A 20,425-nucleotide genomic window follows, 5' to 3' on the forward strand; every position below is an offset into this window, starting at 1 on the left:
CCCCAATCCCCAATCCCCAATCCCTAATCTTTAGCTAAAACACCATTAAGGAAGATATCAGCGAGTCCTTCTGCCATTTCCTGCATTTGTTGGGGGGAGGCGTTAGGTTCCATGAGGGTGTTGTTGGAAAAACCTGCGATCGCAAACATTCCTAAAAAAACTTTGGCTACCAGCTTGGCGTCCATTTGGCGATAAATGCCTTTATCCATCGCTGTTTGAAAGAATGCTTCGCCCACGTCGCTCATTTTGGTAATGACTTCTAATTGAATGCGATCGCGCAAGTCGGGGTGAAACTGCACTTCCATAAAACAAACGCGCATTAAATCGGCATTTTTTTGGAAGTTCCACATCCGGCGACGCATCACCTGAGCTACAGCTTTATAGCTGCCCATTTCACTTAATTCTGTCAGCAAATCTGTGAGAATCTCCACCCATCCACTCGTCGCTACTTCCACCAAAATTGCCTTTTTATTGGCAAAATGACGAAATAGAGTGCCTTCAGCTACACCTGCGGCCTGTGCTAAATCGCGGGTGGTAGTGCCGTCAAATCCCTGAGCGGCGAACAATCGTTGTGCTGCCTGTAAAATCCGGGTGCGCGTCTGAGCCTCTGAGGGTGGGGAAGAATTAAAAACTCGCATAACAGTTATGGTGAAATTTGCGGAACAGGATTTGTAGCATTATTGTCTAACGTCAAGTAAAAAAGCCTAACAAGCTTAATACAAGATTAATGTCTTTTTGCTAAGTACCTAGTTTTTTAGGTAGTGTAACTTTATCTTAATTTTTGCTTATGAACCAGATCAGTCGGTCAATTTTAGATTTTAGATTGGGGACTTTGACTTCGCTCAGGAACCATCGAACGATTTTGGATTGCTCAGATAAAGTATCTATCATATTAGGGCGGTTGTTTGTCGCTTTGTTGGCTTTGATCGTTTTCTGGTGGGGATTGCTGCCAGAAATTGCTCTGGCTCAAACTCAGACTGCACCCCCTCCCCAAAGAGTGCAGCAACCTACAAAAACTCAAACTCCAACAGTTGAAAGTTCGATCCAACCTTATCTGAATCGAGTTATCAAGGAGTTAACAGAGTTTCGCCTCGACAATGGTCTAAAATTCATTGTCTTGGAACGACATCAAGCGCCTGTAGTTTCTTTTATTACTTATGCCAATGTCGGTGGTGTGGATGAGCCAGATGGCAAAACTGGTGTAGCTCACTTTTTGGAACATTTGGCGTTTAAAGGGACAACGCGCATTGGTACAGAAGACTACAAGGCAGAAAAACCTTTATTAGAAACCTTAGAACGATTGGATGGCCAAATTAAAACAGCAAAAGCCGATGGCAAAAAAGATGAGGTTGCTCGGTTAGAAGCTGAGTTTAAGCAAGTGGAAACGCAAGCAGCCAAGCTTGTCAAGCAAAACGAATTGGGGCAAATTGTCGAACAAGCCGGAGGTGTGGGTTTAAATGCCAATACTTCAACCGAAGCCACCCGTTATTTGTACAGTTTTCCTGCTAATAAGCTGGAACTTTGGATGTCGCTAGAGTCGGAACGATTTCTTGATCCTGTAATTCGTCGTGAGTTTTATAAAGAGAAAGATGTAATTTTAGAGGAGCGACGCATGCGGGTGGAAAATTCACCCATTGGACTGATGTTGGAGAAATTTATTGATACTGCTTACAAAGTTCATCCCTACCGCCGTCCGGTGATTGGTTATGACGAAGACATCCGCAATCTGACACCAGAAGATGTCCAAAAGTTTTTTGATACTCACTACGTACCAAGTAATTTGACCATTGCCATTGTCGGAGATGTTAACCCGACTCAGGTAAAAAAACTGGCGCAAACTTATTTTGGTCGCTATCAAGCAAAAACCAAAGCTGTTGAAAAAATCCCGGTAGAACCGCCACAACAACAAACCCAGGAAGTTACTTTACAACTACCTTCTCAACCTTGGTATTTAGAAGGTTATCATCGTCCGACAATTACTCATCCAGATAATGCCGTCTATGAAATCATTGGCAGTTTATTAAGTGATGGGCGCACGTCACGGTTGTATAAGTCTTTGGTAGAAAAACAACGTTTGGCGCTAAATGCCCAAGGTTTTAGCGGTTTTCCTGGAGATAAGTACCCAAACCTGATGTTATTCTATGCTCTCACGGCTCCTGGTCATACAGTTGATGAGTTAGCGGTGGCTTTGCGCCAAGAAATTGACAAATTGAAAACTGAGCCTGTAGCAATGGTTGATTTGGAACGGGTGAAAACCCAAGCACGGGCAGGTTTGTTACGCACCCTTGATTCAAATATGGGGATGGCTCAACAATTGTTGGAATATGAGGTAAAAACTGGCTCTTGGCGGAATTTGTTTAAGCAGTTAGATGATATTTCGGCGGTGACAACGGCTGATATTGTGCGGGTGGCAAAGGAGACGTTTACGCCGGAAAATCGCACGATTGGTAAGCTGTTGTCGAAAGAAGCTTAAGAAAAACGAACCGCAGAGGCGCAGAGGGCGCAAAGGTAGAGAAATATGCAGAGGTATAAGGTGAAGGATAAAAGGCGGATGTTCAAGATTCAAAATCGAAAGGGGCTTATTTATGCTTTGGTTGGTGTTTTTGCGTGTTTACTTTTAACTTGTAATTTTTCCCTAGCGGCGACGACTGAGGCAAAGCATTATACAGAGTTGCAGTTACCACCGCTACCAGAGATTAAGTTACCCAAGTATGAGCGATTTGTTCTCCAAAACGGCTTGGTTGTCTATTTGATGGAGGATCACGAATTACCGTTGGTGAATGGGACGGTGTTTGTGCGGACAGGAAATCGCTTGGAACCACAGCAGAAAGTCGGTTTAGCTGGTTTTACAGGCGCGGTGATGCGAACCGGGGGAACTAAGAAGCATTCGGGTGATGAACTAAACGAGATATTAGAACAACGGGCGGCATCTGTGGAAGCTAGTATTGGTGAAGCTTCAGGTGGTGCTAGCTTTGACGCACTCAGTGAAGATTTAGAAACGGTGTTTGGGCTGTTTGCCGAGGTGCTGCGATCGCCAGTATTTGCTCAAGAAAAGCTAGACTTAGCTAAGACACAAGCTAAGGGTGGCATTGCTCGTCGCAATGACGATCCAGATAGTATAGCTAGTCGAGAATTTAAGAAATTGATCTATGGGAAAGATAGTCCATACTCTCGCACGATAGAGTATGCAACGGTGGATCAGGTTGAGCGTGAGGATTTGCTCAAGTTTTATCAGCAATATTTCCACCCCAATAATATGATTTTAGGGATTGTGGGGGATTTTGACACCAAGAAAATGCGATCGCTGATTCAAACTAACTTTGGCGACTGGAACCGCAACCCAGGTATTGCTAAACCCAAATTACCAAATGTTTCGCCAGCTAATGCAGGTGGAGTCTTTTTTGTCAATCAGCCACAATTGACGCAAAGTAGTGTGCTTCTCGGACATTTAGGCGGACGGTTTGACAATCCTGATTATCCGGCGCTGGATGTATTGAATGGGGTGTTAAGTGGATTTGGTGGACGCTTATTTAATGAAGTGCGATCGCGTCAAGGTTTAGCTTACTCTGTCTATGGCCAGTGGAGTCCCCGCTACGACTATCCTGGCATGTTTATTGCTGGTGGACAAACGCGATCGGATGCTACCGTCCAGTTTGTCAAAGCCTTACAAGATCAAATCAAGCGCATCCAAACTCAAAGAGTAACAGCAAAAGAACTGGCTTTTGCGAAAGAGTCTACACTCAACTCCTTTGTATTCAACTTTCAAGACCCCAGCCAAACCTTATCACGGTTGATGCGATACGAATATTACGGCTATCCTGCTGATTTTCTCTTTCGCTATCAAAAAGCCGTCGCCGCCACCACAGCTGCTGATGTGCAACGAGTAGCACGAGAATACCTCAAGCCAGAAAAGATCGTGACTCTAGTGGTGGGTAATCAAACTGCTATTAAACCGCCATTGACGCAGCTAGCAGCAAAGGTGACACCAATAGATGTAACGATTCCTGGTTCGCAGCCACAGGCAAAGAATTAATCCTTGGTAATCGGCGTTCACAAATACTTAAGTAACTACTTAAATGAAATAATTTCCTTCATTATCGGGAAATGACTGAGGACAAATTGTAGTAAGCAGTAGAAACTAAATCAGGAACCAAAGCCTCTGGAGTTTCCAGAGGTTTTTTTTTAATTACGCTTTTTTAGGAGCGATCGCCCCATACACTTCAATAAAGGGATTTTTAAGCAGGCGCGATCCGACGACTAACTGCTGCGTGTCCAAGCATCCGATAATTTAGTGATGAAGCAGCAAACAATTGTCGCATCAACTGGAGTAAGCTAAATTTAGATTTGAGCTACTGGGAGTGCAGATGATGTTGTTGGAATTAAAGCGCATCCATGTTCCACCAGGGCAAAGGGTGTTACTGCGAGATGTAACCTGGCAGGAATTGGAAACAATTCTAGAAGATTTAGGAGAGCATCGTGCTGCACGAATTGCTTATGACAGGGGAATACTGGAGATTATGGCACCACTGCCAGAACATGAAGACGATAAAGAAATTATTAGCGATTTAGTCAAAGCGCTTTTGGAAGAATTAGATATTGAGTTTAGATGTCTTGGTTCTACCACTTTCAAAAACCAAGTAATGGCTCAAGCTATAGAACCTGATCAGTGTTTCTATATAAAAAATGAATCCAAGATTCGCGGCAAGAAGCGACTAGATTTAACAGTAGACCCTCCTCCAGATTTAGCTCTAGAAGTTGATATTACTTCTCGTACTCATCCTAATATCTATGAAGCTTTAAAAGTACCTGAGCTTTGGCGTTTTGATAAAGGAAAGCTCCAAATTAATGTTCTGCTAGACGGGCATTATGTAGAGTCTCAACAAAGCCTAAATTTTCCTAAATTTAAACTAATTGAAACGATTCCCCAATATCTGGAGCAAAGTACAACAGCAGGCAGAAATGAAACGCTCAAGGCTTTTCGTCTTTGGGTACGAAAGCAGATACAACAGCTATGACTGAATAATTCGTAATGACGCTCGATAGCGCAGCGTTAGCGACGCAGGAGCCTCTGACTCGCTAACGCTACTACGCTAACGTAATTCGTAATTAATTTTGGGTACAGAGCCACCTAGCTTTAGTTATGAAAAAGAAAAGAACTGGTAAGCATCTTTCTTCAGAGACACTCGATTTTATCCGTAGTGTAATAAATACATATTTCTCTGTTGCTGCCATCGGTATTCAAAATATAGAAAGCCTACTGGTCTGTGTCATTAATTTTGATGAGTTCGTAGTAAGCACAAAGCGTACTTAAAAATCTCGGACTAAAGTCCTTACTACGAACTTTTTACCCCTAAAAATTAATAGACCTATTGCATAATTATTTTGTGGTATCATCAAGAGTTTTATAAAAAATGCATATCAAAATCTATACTGAGAACCTATGTTACCTCATTAGTATGTCTGATTGAGATAGAAAGCATATTTTTAAAACCTTTTATTGTACCATGAATTATTTTGCAAGAGGTCTAATGACATGAACCACTACTACAATGTCTAAGTTAGTAATGAAAAGTTTGTAGTAAGCACAAAGCGTGCTTAGAACATCAGGACTAAAGTCCTTACTACGAACTTGCTTATCCATCAATTTAAACTTGATGCACTACTATTACTCAATATGTAATAACCAGTAGAGGCGCACAGCTAGCTGTACGCTCCTACAAATCACCTGTATTCCACCTTACGAAAGCCTCAGGTTATATAAATCATACATTACTTAGTAATGATTCAGGTTAATGCCAGCTTCTTTTGCCATTGCTTCTAACCCATTAATTTGTAGGGTTTTGATTGCTTTGGTAGACAGCTTTAACTTCACCCAGCGATTTCCGCCTTCCCACCAAATACGCTTGTTTTGCAGATTAGCGTGCTGAAGGCGTTTAGTACGGCGGTGGGAGTGGGAAACAGCAAAGGCGTTATTTGCCTTCTTACCAGTTAGTTCACAGCGACGCGACATAGCAAGTATCTCCAGATTGTTATTTTAATACAGCCTTTCCATTTTAGGTCTTAGACAACAGAAGTAGGAAAGGAGATGAGAGCAGGGGAGAAATAACTCCTAACTCCTGTACAGACGCGATTAATCGCGTCTGTACTCCTGACTCAGCACTCAGCACTGGCTCAACCTTAGCTATCCGCTAACAGCACTCAGCACTATTTACTAGCTTGTTCCGTTAGCTTGGTGAGTACCTCGTTGGATCGCTCGACGAAGGATTTCATCCCCTCAGCGTCAAATCCTTTTTGAGACATCAGCGCTAAATCATAGACATGTTGGCAAATCAAGTTCACTAACTGATCTGTAGGTGATTGACCGTCACCTTGAATAATACTACCTTGGTTAAGATTTGCCAGATTTTGAATCAACGGGTGAGCAGTATTCACTAGCAAAACGTGATCTTCGGGAAAATCTACTGTCTGCTGCTGCATCATGGCGTTCATTTCTCGCATACGGCGGAGAATCTCTGGTAGAAGCACGATCGCAGGTGGTGTCCCATGAGGATCGTCTGATTTCAAAGCTTCGGTGCGGATGTTGAGTTTGGGTTTGTTGAGGGATTTCTCAAATAACTCTTTGATAGTCTCACTCCGAGTTTTGTTCGTCTTGGGATCAACAATTTCCGTAGCTTTGTCTTGTTCCAGCAGGGTATTATCTAAGTCGGAGTCCACCCGTGTAAACTTAACGTCCTGATATTCCCGCTCTAGGAAGTTGATAAAGTGGGTGTCGATGAAGGAGTCCATAAACAGGACTTCCAAGCCTTGATTTTTATGCAGTTCTATATATGTAGCTTGGGTTGCTTCATCAGTGCTGTAGAAAACCCGGTTTTCGTTACGTTCTTTGTTACGTTCTAGATACTCTTTGAGTGTGGTGTAAGGAGCGCTGGGTGTTGAGTTCTCAGAACTGGGTGAAGGAGTCACATCTTGCCAAGCATCCCCGTCTGAAGACTGTACTTCAATTACTGGAGTTTCAGCAGCAACTTTTTCTGTCAGCTTGGCGGTGGTGCGGAAGACGATAATATCTTCAATTTGTTTTTTGAATTTCTCGTCGTTGAGAACGCCGAATTTCACAAAAGTACCAAGATCCTTCCAGGCGCTAATGTATTGTTCGCGGTTGTCGCGGAAAAGTTCTTTGAGGCGATCGCCTACTTTTTTTGCAATGTAATCACCGATTCTCCGCACGGTGCGATCGCCTTGCAATGCACTGCGCGATACGTTCAGGGGAATATCGGTACTATCAATCACACCCCGCATTGGCATCAGAAATTGCGGGATAATTTCTTCGCAGTTGTCGCTAACAAAAACTTGATTGCAAAATAGCTTGATCTGCCCTTTAGTAACATCTACATCCGGCCTCATTTTAGGGAAATACAGAATCCCGTTAATGATAAAGGGATAGTCTGTATTTAAATGTACCCACAACAGAGGTTCTTCCTGAAAAGGATACAAGTAGCGGTAAAACTCTAAATAATCTTCTTGACTCAGATTACTCGGAGACTCTCGCCACGGTGCTTTTTGCTTATTTACTACTTCGCCATCAAGTTTAATTGGTACTGGCAAGAAGTCGCAGTAGGTCTTGACAAGATTCTTAATCCGTGCCTGCTCTAAAAATTCTTCCTCTTCTCCTTGCAGGCTGAGAGTAATAGTAGTGCCGCGAGTTGTTCGTGGCGATTCTTCTAGGGTAAAAGCTGGCGAACCATCGCAAGTCCAGTGAACCGCCTGCGCCCCTTCTTGATATGACAGTGTATCAATCTCTACCTTTTGCGCCACCATGAAGGAAGAGTAAAAACCAAGACCGAAGTGGCCGATTATGGGTTGATCTGATTTGCCTTCATACTTATGAATAAATTCTTCAGCACTAGAGAAGGCAACTTGATTGATATATTTCTTAACTTCATCTGCGGTCATCCCGATACCATTATCGGAGATGGAGAGAGTTTTCTTATCTTTGTCAATGGCAATTTCAATTTCTGGTTCGCCGATATCTCCAGCGTAGTCTCCAGCGCGGGATACCATTTTCAGCTTTTGGATGGCGTCTACAGCGTTGGATACCAGTTCCCGCAAGAAGATTTGGTGATCTGAGTAAAGCGATTTCTTAATGATCGGGAAAATATTCTCAGTATGAATACTGATAGTGCCTTGTTCTAGCATGGTTATCCGCCTATTTTAGTTGCAGAAATAATTCTGAAGATCAATTTTCCGCGATTTTCAATTATTTTGAGGTCAGGAATGCCTCTTTATTTTATTCGGATTTCACTACTATCAAGCCCAAATGCTGTATAAACTACTGTTGCAATTTGTTATATATGTCTACTAAATCTGTAGCTTGCATATCTAGCGTGCGAACAGGTTTAATACCTTGGCGCAATTGGGACAGTAAATTTGCATCCGTTGCTAACTGCCGCAAAGCTTCAGTCCAAGCCTTAGTATCATTAGCAGGTACTAACCAACCATCAATGCCATGTTTTACGAGTTCCGCAATACCCCCCAAATTAGAACCAATTACAGGGAGGCCGGCTTCATGGGCTTCTAAGACTACTATTGGCCCAGTTTCTAGCCATTGGGAAGGTACAGCTAGGATGTCGTAATTCGCTAGAGCCTGGGGAAGTTCAACTCTAGTTAGTTGTTTCTCTACACGAATTCGAGGGTCATTGTCAATCAGGTTAAATAAAGTTTTGCGATATCGTTCATCTTGCGCTATGCCATGAATTATCAATTCAATGGGAATCACCGCAGGTAAATCTTTAACTGCTTGGACTAAGATATCAATACCTTTATATATATCCCAGCGTCCTAAAAAAACTACTTTTAAAGTGCCAGATTGCTGTTTTACCTGTGTCGATTTTTCTTGTGTAGCTAATAAACTTCCGTATCGAGAGAGTTCGAGTTTTTTTTCAGGAATGCCGTTAATCAGTAGAGCTTCATAAAGCCAATCACACACTGCTATAATGCGGTCAGCAAATTTTGCCATTTCTAGCAGACTTTTTTTGCGGGCAGTAACATAACCAGGTATCACAAAAGGACGCACAAACTGTCCTAAGTTGCCCTCGGCAACTGTTGCAGGAAGATAGGCACTGACAGGCAACCCTACGCGGCTCAAAATCGGCATGGGCAGATAGCTAAAACCTTTTACCATTGCAGCAGGTAGCTTTCTGCTCAAATTATCAGCACACTGGGAACAACGCACCACATCTATTTTGCCATCACAAGCCTGTTGTCCATTGAACATCAAAGTAGTTCGCTGGCATAAGGGTAGAGGATAATGGATTGTTACTACCGTTGACAAGCCTAATTCTTTTGCAAAACGTAGATGAGGCAATCCACAAGATACTTCCCAATGGTGCTGATGGTAGATGTCTGCTTTTTGGTGAGATAGCCAATTAGCAAAATCTTCAAATTTTCCATGAGGAAATTGACCGTGATTCGGTTGTGTTTTAGGTACAGGGAATACAGGATATCGATAAACTTCTACATCGTTGTACTTGTAAGTCTCATCATGTAGAGAACCGTTTTTAGCTGCTGCTATCTGGATATCAATTTCATACGACGAACGCAATTTTGGCAGTAAATCGTTGAGGTTTACTTGAATACCACCACATTTATCTGGGAAATAACGAGCAAGAGCTTGGATTACTTTCATAATAGGAATCTCCAGGACAGGAAATCTGCTCTTGCTATTTTATTAGCTGTATTGTGAATTACCCAGTAATATCTGTACTCAAATACAAACTAGATCGCCCATTCTCACCTGACGAATCAGAAAAATAGGGCGATCTAGTTTTATTTGCATCTTATTGACGGTGTATTAACTTTTACGATTCTGGTGCTGACTTAACCAACTTGACAGTAGTTTGCGGCATTGATACCTTCACCAGCACTTTTTTGCTAAAAGACAGACCATTTTCATTTTTATCAATGATAATCGTGTCTCCAGAGATAAAAGTATTTTCCAATAACTTGGTGGCGAGGGGGTTTTCTACTTCTCGCTGAATTGCCCGTTTGAGTGGACGGGCACCGTAAACTGGGTCGTAGCCTGATTCGACAAGGTGATCACAGGCAGATTGGGATATCTCAAAGAAGATTTTTTGCTCGCGCAGGAGATTTTCTACCCGCTTGAGTTGAATACGGATGATCTGCCGCATTTCCGTGCGATTTAGGGTATGGAAGAGAATAATGTCATCGACACGGTTGAGAAATTCTGGGCGGAAATGCGATCGCAAAGCTTCCATTACCCGCTTCCGCATTGTTTCATACTTGGAATCATCACCAGATACATCCAAGATATGTTCGCTACCAATGTTACTGGTCATGACAATAACGCTGTTACGAAAATCTACCGTCCTCCCCTGAGAGTCAGTAATTCTCCCATCATCTAACACCTGCAACAAAATATTGAACACATCGGGGTGCGCCTTTTCGACTTCATCCAACAGCACCACTGAGTAAGGACGGCGGCGAATCGCCTCGGAAAGTTGACCGCCTTCTTCATATCCTACATATCCTGGAGGCGCTCCCACAAGGCGAGAAACTGAGTGTTTTTCCATATACTCAGACATATCCAAGCGCACCAATGCATCATCAGAATCAAAGAGAAACTGAGCTAAAGCGCGGGCGAGTTCAGTTTTACCCACACCAGTGGGGCCCATGAACAAAAATGAACCAATGGGACGAGAGGGGTCTTTCATCCCCGCACGGGCGCGGCGAATTGCGGCTGCTACTGCTTCTACAGCCTCTTCTTGCCCAATAACTCGTTGATGTAAATGACTTTCTAGTTGCAGTAATTTTTGCCGTTCTGATTCCAACAGGCGATTGACAGGAATTCCTGTCCATTTAGCAACGATTTCCGCAATATCAGCTTCAGTGACTTGTTCTCGCAGTAACGTGGAACCTTGGTTTTGAATTTCTAAAAGGCTCGCTTCTTTGGCTTCGCGATCATGCTGTACTCCCTCCAATTTGCCATATTTCAGTTGGGCAGCTTTATTCAGATCATAAGCACGTTCCGCCTGTTCAATTTGCACTCGCAGTGCATCTTCTTCTTTCTTTAAGGCGCTTATCGCCTCCAATATCTGCTTTTCACCTTGCCATTGCTCATTAAATATTTTCTGTTTTCCCGTTAAACTGGCGATTTCTTGCTCAATTCGCTGCAAACGCTCTTTCGTTTGGGGGATACCCTTTTCTTCACCAGCTAATGACAGCTTTTCCATTTCTAACTGCATGAGGCGGCGATCAATGGTTTCCAATTCTGCTGGTTTGGAGGTAATCTCCATTTTCAACTGTGCTGCTGCCTCATCCACTAAATCAATGGCTTTATCTGGCAAAAAGCGATCGCTAATGTAACGCGCTGACAGAGTTGCTGCTGCTACCAAAGCCGAATCAGAAATTTTGACGTTGTGATGCACTTCATAGCGTTCTTTCAATCCCCGGAGAATGGAAATAGTATTTTCCACACTTGGCTGATCCACAAATACTTGTTGAAAGCGGCGTTCTAAGGCGGCGTCTTTCTCTATGTGTTTGCGGAACTCGTCGAGGGTAGTAGCGCCAATGCAACGCAGTTCTCCCCGCGCCAGCATTGGTTTAAGTAAATTTCCCGCATCCATTGCCCCTTGTTGAGTGGAACCGGCGCCGACTACAGTATGCAATTCGTCAATAAACAGGACGATTTGACCGTTAGATTCCGTAACTTCCTTGAGGACTGCTTTCAGGCGTTCTTCAAATTCTCCTCGCAATTTGGCTCCAGCAATCAAACTGCCCATATCTAAAGAGATGAGTTGGCGGTTTTTCAGAGATTCGGGAACATCACCATTTACCATCCGCTGTGCCAAAGCTTCTGCGATCGCAGTTTTTCCTACTCCAGGTTCACCAATTAATACAGGGTTATTTTTGCTCCGACGAGACAATACTTGAATTACCCGCCGAATTTCGTCGTCCCGCCCAATCACCGGGTCGAGTTTTCCAGATTTTGCCTGTTCTGTCAAATCTCGGCCAAATTTTTGTAAGGCTTCATAGCGGGATTCTGGGCTTTGATCTGTTACCTTTTGGCTACCGCGAATGGCTTTGATAGTAGCTTCTAGTTTAGCTGCATCCGCACTAAAGCCTTTGAGTATCTTTCGTCCAACGCGATCGTCTTCAGCAAAAGCCAAGAGTATATGTTCCACGGAAATGTAGGAATCTTTCATCCTGGCTCTAGCTTCCTCGGCTCGGTCTAATAAAATATCTAAATTGCGGCTAAGGTAAAGCTGATCGCTTTTACCAACTTTCGGCTGACGTTGGGTAAAAGCTTCTAGCTGCTGTTGCAATCGGATTGGATCAACCTCAGATCGAGCCAGGATACGTATTGCTAGACTAGTGGGTTCTTCTAACAGGGCGATAACTAAATGTTCAACATCTAGTTGCTGTTGTTGATAAGCCCGGACTATATCCTGAGATTTAACAATCGCTTCCCAGGCTTTATCAGTAAATTTATTTGGATCTGTAGGTTGCATCTTTATAATTTTGGAATTTTGATTTTTAGTTTAGGGCTTGGGGACTGGGGACTTGTACTGAGCAACTTGTGCCGGGTCTGTCCTGAGCGTAGCCGTAAAGCCTGCGGCATAGCTACGCTTAGGGCGAAGCCTCTCTAAGAGTTGGGCGAAGCCGAGGTAAGCCGAAGTATTGGGGACTGGGTATTGGAAAACTCTTCCCTAGTCCCTAATTATCCAAACATTCTGAGCGTATATCCGCGTGTATCTCCAGTGGCAATTGTTGGCTTGGTAATTAGTGATAGTTTAATCCATTACCTATTTTCTAATTTAAAACGAAAACACTGTTCTGAACGGACTTTACCAAATAGTAATATTGGAGCGATGTCTACGACGGGCTATTCGGCGTCGCTATTAGTGTTGCTCATCAACGACAGTATGCGGGTAATACTAATAAAATTTACGCACAGAAGTTCCCCTAACCCGCCTAAAAAGGGGAGGCAAAAAGCGAAAAGTATCGCGCATCTGGGTTTACCTGGATGAGATGGCAGCCAATGTGCAGGAAGAATCAATCTCCCCCGTCTGCTTCAACTTTTCAAATATATCTCTTGAGCAAAACTTGCTGCCCAGATCCCCGATTTCTTCAAGAAGTGGGGAATCTAAATCCAGCTTAAGTAAGTGACATTCCACCCTAATACTCTGGCAAGATAACAATACTTAGTTTGTAGTGAGAGCTTGAGCGCTCAAGTCAAGGACTAAAGTCCTTACTACAAACTTATTCATCCATTCAAGTTGGTGTGGTGGACTACTAGGGGATAATTTATTTTTTTGTAACCCTTATGAAAATTACTGACTCACAAGTTGCTCTTGCGATTCCTGTTTGACTGCTGATCCTTGAGTTCCCAGTTGAATCAGTTCAAGTTTATACCCATCTGGATCTTCCACAAAAGCAATTACTGTCGAACCATGTTTCATCGGCCCTGGTTCGCGCACGACTTTACCGCCCTGATTGCGGATTTCCTCACACGTAGCGTAAATATCGTCAACACCAAGGGCAATGTGACCATAAGCATTACCAAATTCGTACTTTTCTACCCCCCAGTTGTAGGTTAGTTCTATCACCGAGTTGTCGCTTTCGTCGCCGTAGCCAACAAAAGCTAGGGTAAATTCTCCCCCTGGATAATCTTTTCGGCGTAGTAATTTCATTCGTAGAACTTCACAGTAGAACTTTAAGGATTCTTCAAGGTTGCCCACCCGTAGCATTGTGTGTAGTAATCGCATATTGACCTTTTCTCTGTAATTGATTTAGTGTTATTCTCTGCCAATATTTTACCTAGCTCAAAGTCTGAAGGTAAAAATGCCATCAGGGAAAGAAGTAAAGGGCAGGATAAACATTGTCTTACCCATTTTTGGCGTTGATCCCTATCCATATAATGGAAATCTTCTTTAATCTCAGCCAATAAAGTCTCTTAACCGCCTATGCTAGCCATTGGGTTAGGCAGATGGACTGGATGTGTAACACACTCGAACAAAGGAGAAAGTACAGATGAGTAAATTTCTATATACTGCCATTGAAGATACTACCATTGAGGCGATCGCAGCCCGTGAAATTCTTGATTCACGCGGTAGACCGACAATTGAAGCCCAAGTGCATTTAGCCAACGGTGTTGTAGGACTAGCGCAGGTTCCCAGTGGTGCTTCTACTGGCACTTTTGAGGCTCATGAACTGCGTGATGGCGATAAAAGCCGTTATGGGGGCAAAGGCGTACTCAAAGCAGTACAAAACGTCAAGGAAGCACTTGCACCACAATTGTTAGGCTTGAATGCCCTCAACCAAGAATTGCTAGACCGGACAATGATCGCTATAGATGGTTCTGCTAACAAATCCAATTTGGGAGCTAATGCGATTTTAGCGGTTTCCCTAGCAGCAGCTAAAGCTGGTGCTGAGTCTTTAGCAATTCCTCTATATCGCTATTTGGGTGGCCCTTTAGCGAATTTGCTACCAGTGCCGTTGATGAACGTGATTAACGGTGGCGCACACGCATCAAATAACGTGGATTTTCAAGAGTTTATGATTGTCCCAATTGGCGCAACTTCCTTCCGGGAAGCATTGCGCTGGGGTGCAGAGGTGTTTGCCACCCTTAGTCAGGTGTTGGATGAAAAAGGGTTGCTCACTGGTGTAGGCGATGAAGGCGGTTTTGCCCCTAACCTAGAGTCCAATCAGGTAGCTTTGGAATTGCTAGTTGCTGCCATTAAGAAAGCTGGTTACAAGCCAGGGGAAGAAGTAGCTTTGGCGTTGGATGTAGCCGCTAGTGAATTTTACAAGAATGGTCAGTATGTTTACGATGGTAAACCTCACGCCCCGGCTGAATTTATTGATTATTTAGGACAGTTGGTTGACCAATACCCTATTGTATCAATTGAGGATGGCTTGCACGAAGAAGATTGGCAAAGTTGGCAATTGCTCACCCAGAAGTTAGGTTCGCGGGTGCAATTGGTAGGCGATGACTTGTTTGTTACCAACGCTACTCGCTTGCAAAGAGGCATCCAGGAAAAAGCCGCTAATGCCATTTTGATTAAACTCAATCAAATTGGTTCTCTCACCGAAACCTTAGAAACAATTGATTTGGCAACTCGTAACGGTATCCGTTCAGTAATTAGCCATCGTTCTGGCGAAACAGAAGACACAACGATCGCTGATTTAGCCGTAGCAACCCGTGCCGGTCAAATCAAAACAGGTTCTCTGTGTCGCAGTGAACGAGTAGCAAAATACAATCGCTTGCTGCGAATTGAAGATGAACTAGGCGATCGCGCCGTTTATGCTGGTGTTGTGGGGTTAGGGCCGAAGTAGAGTTAGGAGTTAGGGGTTAGGAGTTAGGAGTTAAGAGTTTTAATTCATAATTCATCACTCCTAACTCCTAACTGATTTACGGATAAAACCCCAACTTGGGCAACCCCAAAGTTTCATCCCAGCCCATCATCAGGTTTAGACACTGAATCGCTTGGCCCGCCTGTCCTTTAATTAGATTGTCAATTGCTGACATGACTATCACGCGACCTGTGCGCGGGTCAGCTTCTACACCAATGTAACAAAGATTACTACCGTTCGCCCATTTGGTCTGGGGGTAAACGCCGCTACCGCAGACTCTCACCCAAGGAGAGTTGCGGTAGAAGGCTGAGAAAATTGTGATTAAATCGTCTCGTACTAGACCGGGATCGCTCATTGTGGCATATACCGTTGCCAAAATACCGCGTACCATTGGGATAAGGTGCGGTGTAAATTGGATCATGAGTTCGTGACCAGCTAAGTCACTGCAAATTTGCTCAATTTCTGGGGTATGACGGTGACGGCCAATATTGAAAGCTGCTATAGAGTTGTCTGCTTCAGCTAGTAATAAATTAGTTTGAGGTTGCCGTCCACTGCTAGATGTACCAGATTTGGCATCGATAATAGCTGTTTCTGGCCTGATTAAGCCTTGCTTTAAGAGTGGCGAAAGTGCAAGAAGACTAGCGGTGGCATATGAACCAGGACAGCCAACGAGTTGAGCTTCGGCAATGCGATCGCGATAAAGTTCTGGTAATCCATAAACTGCTGTAGCTGCAATTGTGCGATCGCTTCTCTCAATGCCATACCAATTTGTATAAGTTGTCAAATTACTAAACCGATAGTCTGCACTCAAATCTATTACAATACATCCTTTTTCCAACAGTTTGGGCGCGATTTGGCAAGCTAGACCATTTGGTAAAGACAGGAAAACTACTTCACATCGGTGAGCAATTATTTCTGGTTCTGCTGCTTCTATTAGCAGAGAAGTTGCATGAGCCAGATACGGGTAGAGATCCCCGAAGGATTTTCCGATACTGCTCTCATCGCCTAAATAAACCAGTTCGACTTCTGGATGATCCATCAGTAACCGTACTAACTGTACTCCGCCATAGCCCGACGCGCCAACAATCCCAACGGGTACGCGTCTAAATTTGCCCATGATCTGAAATCCTTATCCCATGAATGGTGAATTCGTTATCAGCTATCAACAATATCAGCGACTAGATGCACAGCGTACAAAACGCCCTAAACGGGGAGATGGTGGAGATGGGGGAGATGGGGGAGATGAGGGAGCAAAGGAAGTAAATTTTTCTTCATCCTCCTCATCCCCCTCATCCTCCTCATCTTTTACTGTCGCTGCACTTTATAATGGCAAAAATTGTTGCCACCTTATCAAATCATTGCTAGTCTACTTCTCTGCCTTATAAAGGAGCTACAATCTAAAAGAAGAAATTGTTAAAAAAATTTACGTTGGTAGCTGGAAATCTTTCTGTGTCACAGCCTAATACTAACCAAGCTTTTAAATTTGATTCGATTGATGCCGCCTTAGCAGACCTAAAAGCTGGCCGCGTCATTGTAGTGGTAGATGATGAAAATAGAGAAAATGAAGGCGACTTAATTTGTGCTGCCCAATTTGCCACACCCGACATAATTAATTTCATGGCGGTGGAAGCTAGAGGGCTGATTTGTTTGGCAATGACAGGCGATCGCTTAGACGAGCTAGACTTACCCTTGATGGTAAGCAATATTACAGATACTAACCAAACTGCCTTCACTGTTAGCATTGATGCTGGCCCAGAATTGGGTGTAACCACTGGCATCTCAGCAGAAGACCGCGCCCGCACTATTCAGGTTACTCTCAACCCAGCCACCAAAGCTACCGATTTACGTCGTCCTGGTCATATTTTCCCAATTCGGGCTAAAGCTGGAGGCGTACTCAAACGCGCAGGACATACGGAAGCGGCTGTGGACTTAGCCCGACTAGCAGGACTATACCCAGCAGGAGTAATTTGTGAAATTCAAAACTCCGATGGTTCAATGGCGCGGTTGCAGCAGTTAGTCGAATATGCGAAACGTCACAAGTTAAAAATCATTAGTATTGCTGATTTAATTAGTTATCGCCTACAGCACGATCGCCTCGTGTATCGTGAGGTGATTACTAAGCTGCCTAGTCAATTTGGCCAGTTTGAAATTTACGCCTACCGCCATACCCTGGATAATACAGAACACGTTGCAATTGTCAAGGGCGATCCAGCGAACTTCAAAGATGAGGCAGTGATGGTGCGAATGCACTCAGAATGCTTAACTGGTGATGCTTTAGGTTCCTTGCGCTGCGACTGTCGGATGCAGCTTGTAGCTGCACTCAAAATGATTGAATCTGCGGGTAAAGGTGTAGTTGTATACCTACGTCAAGAAGGACGGGGAATCGGCTTGATTAACAAGCTAAAAGCCTACTCATTGCAGGATATGGGACTGGATACAGTAGAGGCAAATGAGCGTTTGGGATTTCCGGCTGACTTGCGAGATTACGGCATGGGGGCACAAATGCTCATGGATTTGGGGATTAAAAAGATACGTTTGATTACTAACAATCCCCGTAAAATTGCTGGAGTTAAGGGCTACGGGATGGAAGTAGTCGATCGCGTTCCATTGTTAATTGAGGCCAATGACTACAATTCCTATTACCTGGCGACAAAGGCGAAAAAGCTGGGTCACATGCTGCTACAGACTTATTTAGTAACAGTAGCAATCCATTGGCAAGATGACCCGGAAGCTGTGACGGAACGTTATGAACGCTTAGAAAAACTGCGACACTTAGCGAAAAGTAATGATTTATTGTTGCAGGAAGAAGCGCGTCCCTTAGCGATCGCTATATTTGACGAGCCATCTTTGACAGTACACTTGGGTTTTGATCAGCCAAAAGTTGCTAGCTGTGATTGGTATCGCCAGGATGGCCATCCTTATATACAGGCTATCTTCCAAATTCTGGACAACCTAGCAACTTTGCCTTATATCCAGAAAATAGAATTTCTGATTTCTTCTGGTTGTGATCCCTTGAGTAATTTACAAGTCCAACTTGATCGACAGACATTTTCAGATGGTACACTGCCTTCATCGATTAGCGATCGCCTGGAGACGCAGCAAATTTATAGCTTTAGCAAATAGTTTGGTTAAATATACCTCTAAAAAGGTTTGACTACGCAAAACCTGTCCCTCTTCAAGTCGGAGAGGGACAGACTTGAACTTTAGTTCAAGGCTCTTAGAGGTTTGTCAAACTCAATCACGTTAAATTATTTACTCACTCTATAGATTGGTTTAATTTGACGATAAGTATTAAGTAAGCTCAGAAATTTATTACCATCAAAATTTATCGGGTCAACTTTTTTACCAGAACGGTCTACTAAATGGTGGGTAGTGATGCGATCGTCTGGGACTTGACTTTGAGCAATTAACCAAGCAAGAGAATTATATTGAGCCTCCGTATAGCCGCTATGGGTTTGTTGGCTGCTAGCGTCATAACTATCTGGCGGTGTTTCCAAAGAGACGTGATAAGCAAAATTATTCACAGACGCAGGTAAATTCGGATTAGTCTGTACAGTTTCCACTCCCTCGGAACTCTCAAATACTGAGTTAGCTGCACCAAAAGCCCGCTTTTCTGGCGGTACTAGATAAACCACTGTTCCGTCTAACTTGATTAAAGCGTGGTAACTTGCTTGTACACTTTCATCAGTATGGGCTACTTGAAAGAAATTAACGGCGCTGGAAGCAGAATAACCAGTTTCATGGAGGACGATAATTGGTTGATTGTTGACAAGAACGCCGTTAACATCTTGGACGTACCGTTCTCCATAGTTACTTGGGTCAACTGAAGCAACTTGATAACTAGGTCTGTACTGTGCAAAAGCTTGAGTGGTTACATACCTTGCTATAAGCTTGTTAATCTTGATTGGGGACTTGATAACATTTTGAGATTTCTTTTCTGGGTATTTCGCTGATTGAAATTGCACCTGCGGATATTGACTGAAGGTCATAACCCGTGGATTGGATATATGGGATGTTGTCGGATTATTGTGTAATTTTGTCGCTCGTCCAATTAGCAGCACTACAATTAAAGCCATGAACATCAGCGAGATTAGTAGCACCCTAGTCGCCCAGTCTTTAAACCTCATTTTTCTAATAGCCGTAAAGCGGTAGATATTAATTTATAGCTAAACTGATGTATCTTTTGTAGGGGCGCACTTCTGTACGCCCCTAACGCCTATGGTATCCAAACAATAATCGCTATAATACTTTAATTCTAGTTAAATATACGTTTATAATCCCTGCAATAGTGCTGTTACGAGCAAACGATTAGCAGCTTAGAAAGATATTATTGTTTACCTTCTAACCTGGCTCGAAGATAGGTCAAAATTGCCTCCGTTCCCTGCTCAACAATTTCAGGCGGTGGCGAACTTAATTGTGGATTGTTATCGAGGTATAGCTCAGTTAAGTTGGAGAGTTGGCTGAATTCTGGTGGCAGGCTACTGAGTTGATTCCAAGAGAGCTTTAGCATTGTCAAGTTGGAGAGTTGCAGATTTCTGGCGGCAGGCTGCTGAGTTGATTGTTATACGAGGTTTAGCGTTGTCAGGTTGGAGAGTTGGCTGATTTCTGGCGGCAGGCTGCTCAGTTTCTTACCAGACAGGTCTAGATGCGTTACCTTTTCCCTGGCAGCTTTTTCAATAATTTGCAACAGTTCTTCGTTTGTCATCTGCAAACCTCACCAACTCTGTAGCGATATTTACCAGATTAGTGTATCGCAGGTTATGGGGAGTGGGGCTAAATTAATGTGTTCTATCTGTCAAGAAACGGCTGTAATATTTAAATTAGCAGGGTGCATAGGACGCTGCCCGTCGTAGACATCGCAACCCTTGCAATAACATTCACTTATTCACGAGTATAAAAGACTCGTCCACGAGTATCAAAGACTCATTCACGAGTATCAAAGACTTGTCAGCGAGTATCAAAGACTCATTAATGGAGCTAAAAGACTCGTCAGCGAGTATAAAAGACTCATTAATGGAGCTAAAAGACTCGTCAGCGAGTATAAAAGACTCATTAA

The 20,425-nt window shown here is 43.4% G+C and carries 16 protein-coding genes; 6 read left to right on the forward strand and 10 right to left on the reverse strand.

Translation table 11 applies throughout. From position 1 onward, the window contains the following. Positions 1-23: 23 nt before the first annotated feature. On the reverse strand, positions 24-638 hold the full coding sequence (locus ACFFAP_RS20555) for a TetR/AcrR family transcriptional regulator (protein ID WP_375512943.1): 615 nt from the start codon (positions 636-638) through the stop codon (positions 24-26). Between the two features lie 149 nt (positions 639-787). Here ACFFAP_RS20555 and ACFFAP_RS20560 point away from each other — a divergent pair, with 149 nt between their 5' ends. From ACFFAP_RS20560 to ACFFAP_RS20570, 3 genes are all read left to right on the forward strand, one after another. Continuing rightward, the gene (locus ACFFAP_RS20560) at positions 788-2,473 is read left to right on the forward strand and encodes a M16 family metallopeptidase (protein WP_375512944.1); all 1,686 of its coding nucleotides are present in this window, start codon (positions 788-790) and stop codon (positions 2,471-2,473) included. A gap of 45 nt (positions 2,474-2,518) precedes the next feature. Then, positions 2,519-4,033, forward strand: coding sequence for a M16 family metallopeptidase (locus ACFFAP_RS20565; protein ID WP_375512945.1), 1,515 nt, complete (start codon positions 2,519-2,521; stop codon positions 4,031-4,033). 334 nt (positions 4,034-4,367) lie between these two features. Further along, positions 4,368-5,015: a Uma2 family endonuclease gene (locus ACFFAP_RS20570; RefSeq protein ID WP_375512959.1), complete on the forward strand. Its 648-nt coding sequence runs from the start codon at positions 4,368-4,370 to the stop codon at positions 5,013-5,015. A 758-nt stretch (positions 5,016-5,773) separates the two neighbouring features. Here ACFFAP_RS20570 and rpmB read toward each other — a convergent pair. The 5 genes from rpmB to gloA all read right to left on the reverse strand — a co-directional run bounded on the left by rpmB (position 5,774) and on the right by gloA (position 13,781). Beyond that, complete coding sequence (rpmB, locus tag ACFFAP_RS20575) at positions 5,774-6,010, reverse strand: 50S ribosomal protein L28 (protein ID WP_375512946.1); 237 nt, start codon at positions 6,008-6,010, stop codon at positions 5,774-5,776. Positions 6,011-6,204: 194 nt separating this feature from the next. Further along, positions 6,205-8,193 carry a molecular chaperone HtpG gene (gene htpG / locus ACFFAP_RS20580; protein ID WP_375512947.1) on the reverse strand — a complete coding sequence of 663 codons (1,989 nt, stop codon included), beginning with the start codon at positions 8,191-8,193 and terminating at the stop codon, positions 6,205-6,207. Between the two features lie 133 nt (positions 8,194-8,326). Continuing rightward, positions 8,327-9,682, reverse strand: a complete 1,356-nt coding sequence (locus ACFFAP_RS20585) for a glycosyltransferase (RefSeq protein ID WP_375512948.1) — start codon at positions 9,680-9,682, stop codon at positions 8,327-8,329. A gap of 172 nt (positions 9,683-9,854) precedes the next feature. Next, on the reverse strand, positions 9,855-12,524 hold the full coding sequence (gene clpB, locus ACFFAP_RS20590) for an ATP-dependent chaperone ClpB (protein ID WP_375512949.1): 2,670 nt from the start codon (positions 12,522-12,524) through the stop codon (positions 9,855-9,857). Positions 12,525-13,346: 822 nt separating this feature from the next. After that, positions 13,347-13,781, reverse strand: coding sequence for a lactoylglutathione lyase (gene gloA / locus ACFFAP_RS20595; protein ID WP_375512950.1), 435 nt, complete (start codon positions 13,779-13,781; stop codon positions 13,347-13,349). A 265-nt stretch (positions 13,782-14,046) separates the two neighbouring features. On the opposite strand from gloA, the gene eno reads away from it, so the two are divergent. Further along, complete coding sequence (eno, locus tag ACFFAP_RS20600; RefSeq protein WP_375512951.1) at positions 14,047-15,351, forward strand: phosphopyruvate hydratase; 1,305 nt, start codon at positions 14,047-14,049, stop codon at positions 15,349-15,351. 76 nt (positions 15,352-15,427) lie between these two features. Here the strand turns inward: eno and argC are convergent, their stop codons facing one another. After that, complete coding sequence (gene argC, locus ACFFAP_RS20605) at positions 15,428-16,486, reverse strand: N-acetyl-gamma-glutamyl-phosphate reductase (RefSeq protein WP_375512952.1); 1,059 nt, start codon at positions 16,484-16,486, stop codon at positions 15,428-15,430. 19 nt (positions 16,487-16,505) lie between these two features. Here argC and ACFFAP_RS20610 point away from each other — a divergent pair, with 19 nt between their 5' ends. After that, positions 16,506-16,754, forward strand: a complete 249-nt coding sequence (locus ACFFAP_RS20610; RefSeq protein ID WP_375512953.1) for a hypothetical protein — start codon at positions 16,506-16,508, stop codon at positions 16,752-16,754. A 64-nt stretch (positions 16,755-16,818) separates the two neighbouring features. Continuing rightward, complete coding sequence (gene ribBA / locus ACFFAP_RS20615; RefSeq protein ID WP_375512954.1) at positions 16,819-18,492, forward strand: bifunctional 3,4-dihydroxy-2-butanone-4-phosphate synthase/GTP cyclohydrolase II; 1,674 nt, start codon at positions 16,819-16,821, stop codon at positions 18,490-18,492. Positions 18,493-18,617: 125 nt separating this feature from the next. Here the strand turns inward: ribBA and ACFFAP_RS20620 are convergent, their stop codons facing one another. The 3 genes from ACFFAP_RS20620 to ACFFAP_RS20630 form a co-directional block, all read right to left on the reverse strand. Further along, on the reverse strand, positions 18,618-19,496 hold the full coding sequence (locus tag ACFFAP_RS20620; RefSeq protein ID WP_375512955.1) for a peptidoglycan recognition family protein: 879 nt from the start codon (positions 19,494-19,496) through the stop codon (positions 18,618-18,620). 200 nt (positions 19,497-19,696) lie between these two features. Continuing rightward, positions 19,697-19,885, reverse strand: a complete 189-nt coding sequence (locus ACFFAP_RS20625) for a leucine-rich repeat domain-containing protein (protein WP_375512956.1) — start codon at positions 19,883-19,885, stop codon at positions 19,697-19,699. A 45-nt stretch (positions 19,886-19,930) separates the two neighbouring features. Beyond that, complete coding sequence (locus ACFFAP_RS20630; protein ID WP_375512957.1) at positions 19,931-20,074, reverse strand: hypothetical protein; 144 nt, start codon at positions 20,072-20,074, stop codon at positions 19,931-19,933. Positions 20,075-20,425 lie beyond the last annotated feature (351 nt).

This window comes from uncultured Nostoc sp. (assembly GCF_964245575.1).
In the GTDB taxonomy this organism is placed as follows: domain Bacteria; phylum Cyanobacteriota; class Cyanobacteriia; order Cyanobacteriales; family Nostocaceae; genus Nostoc.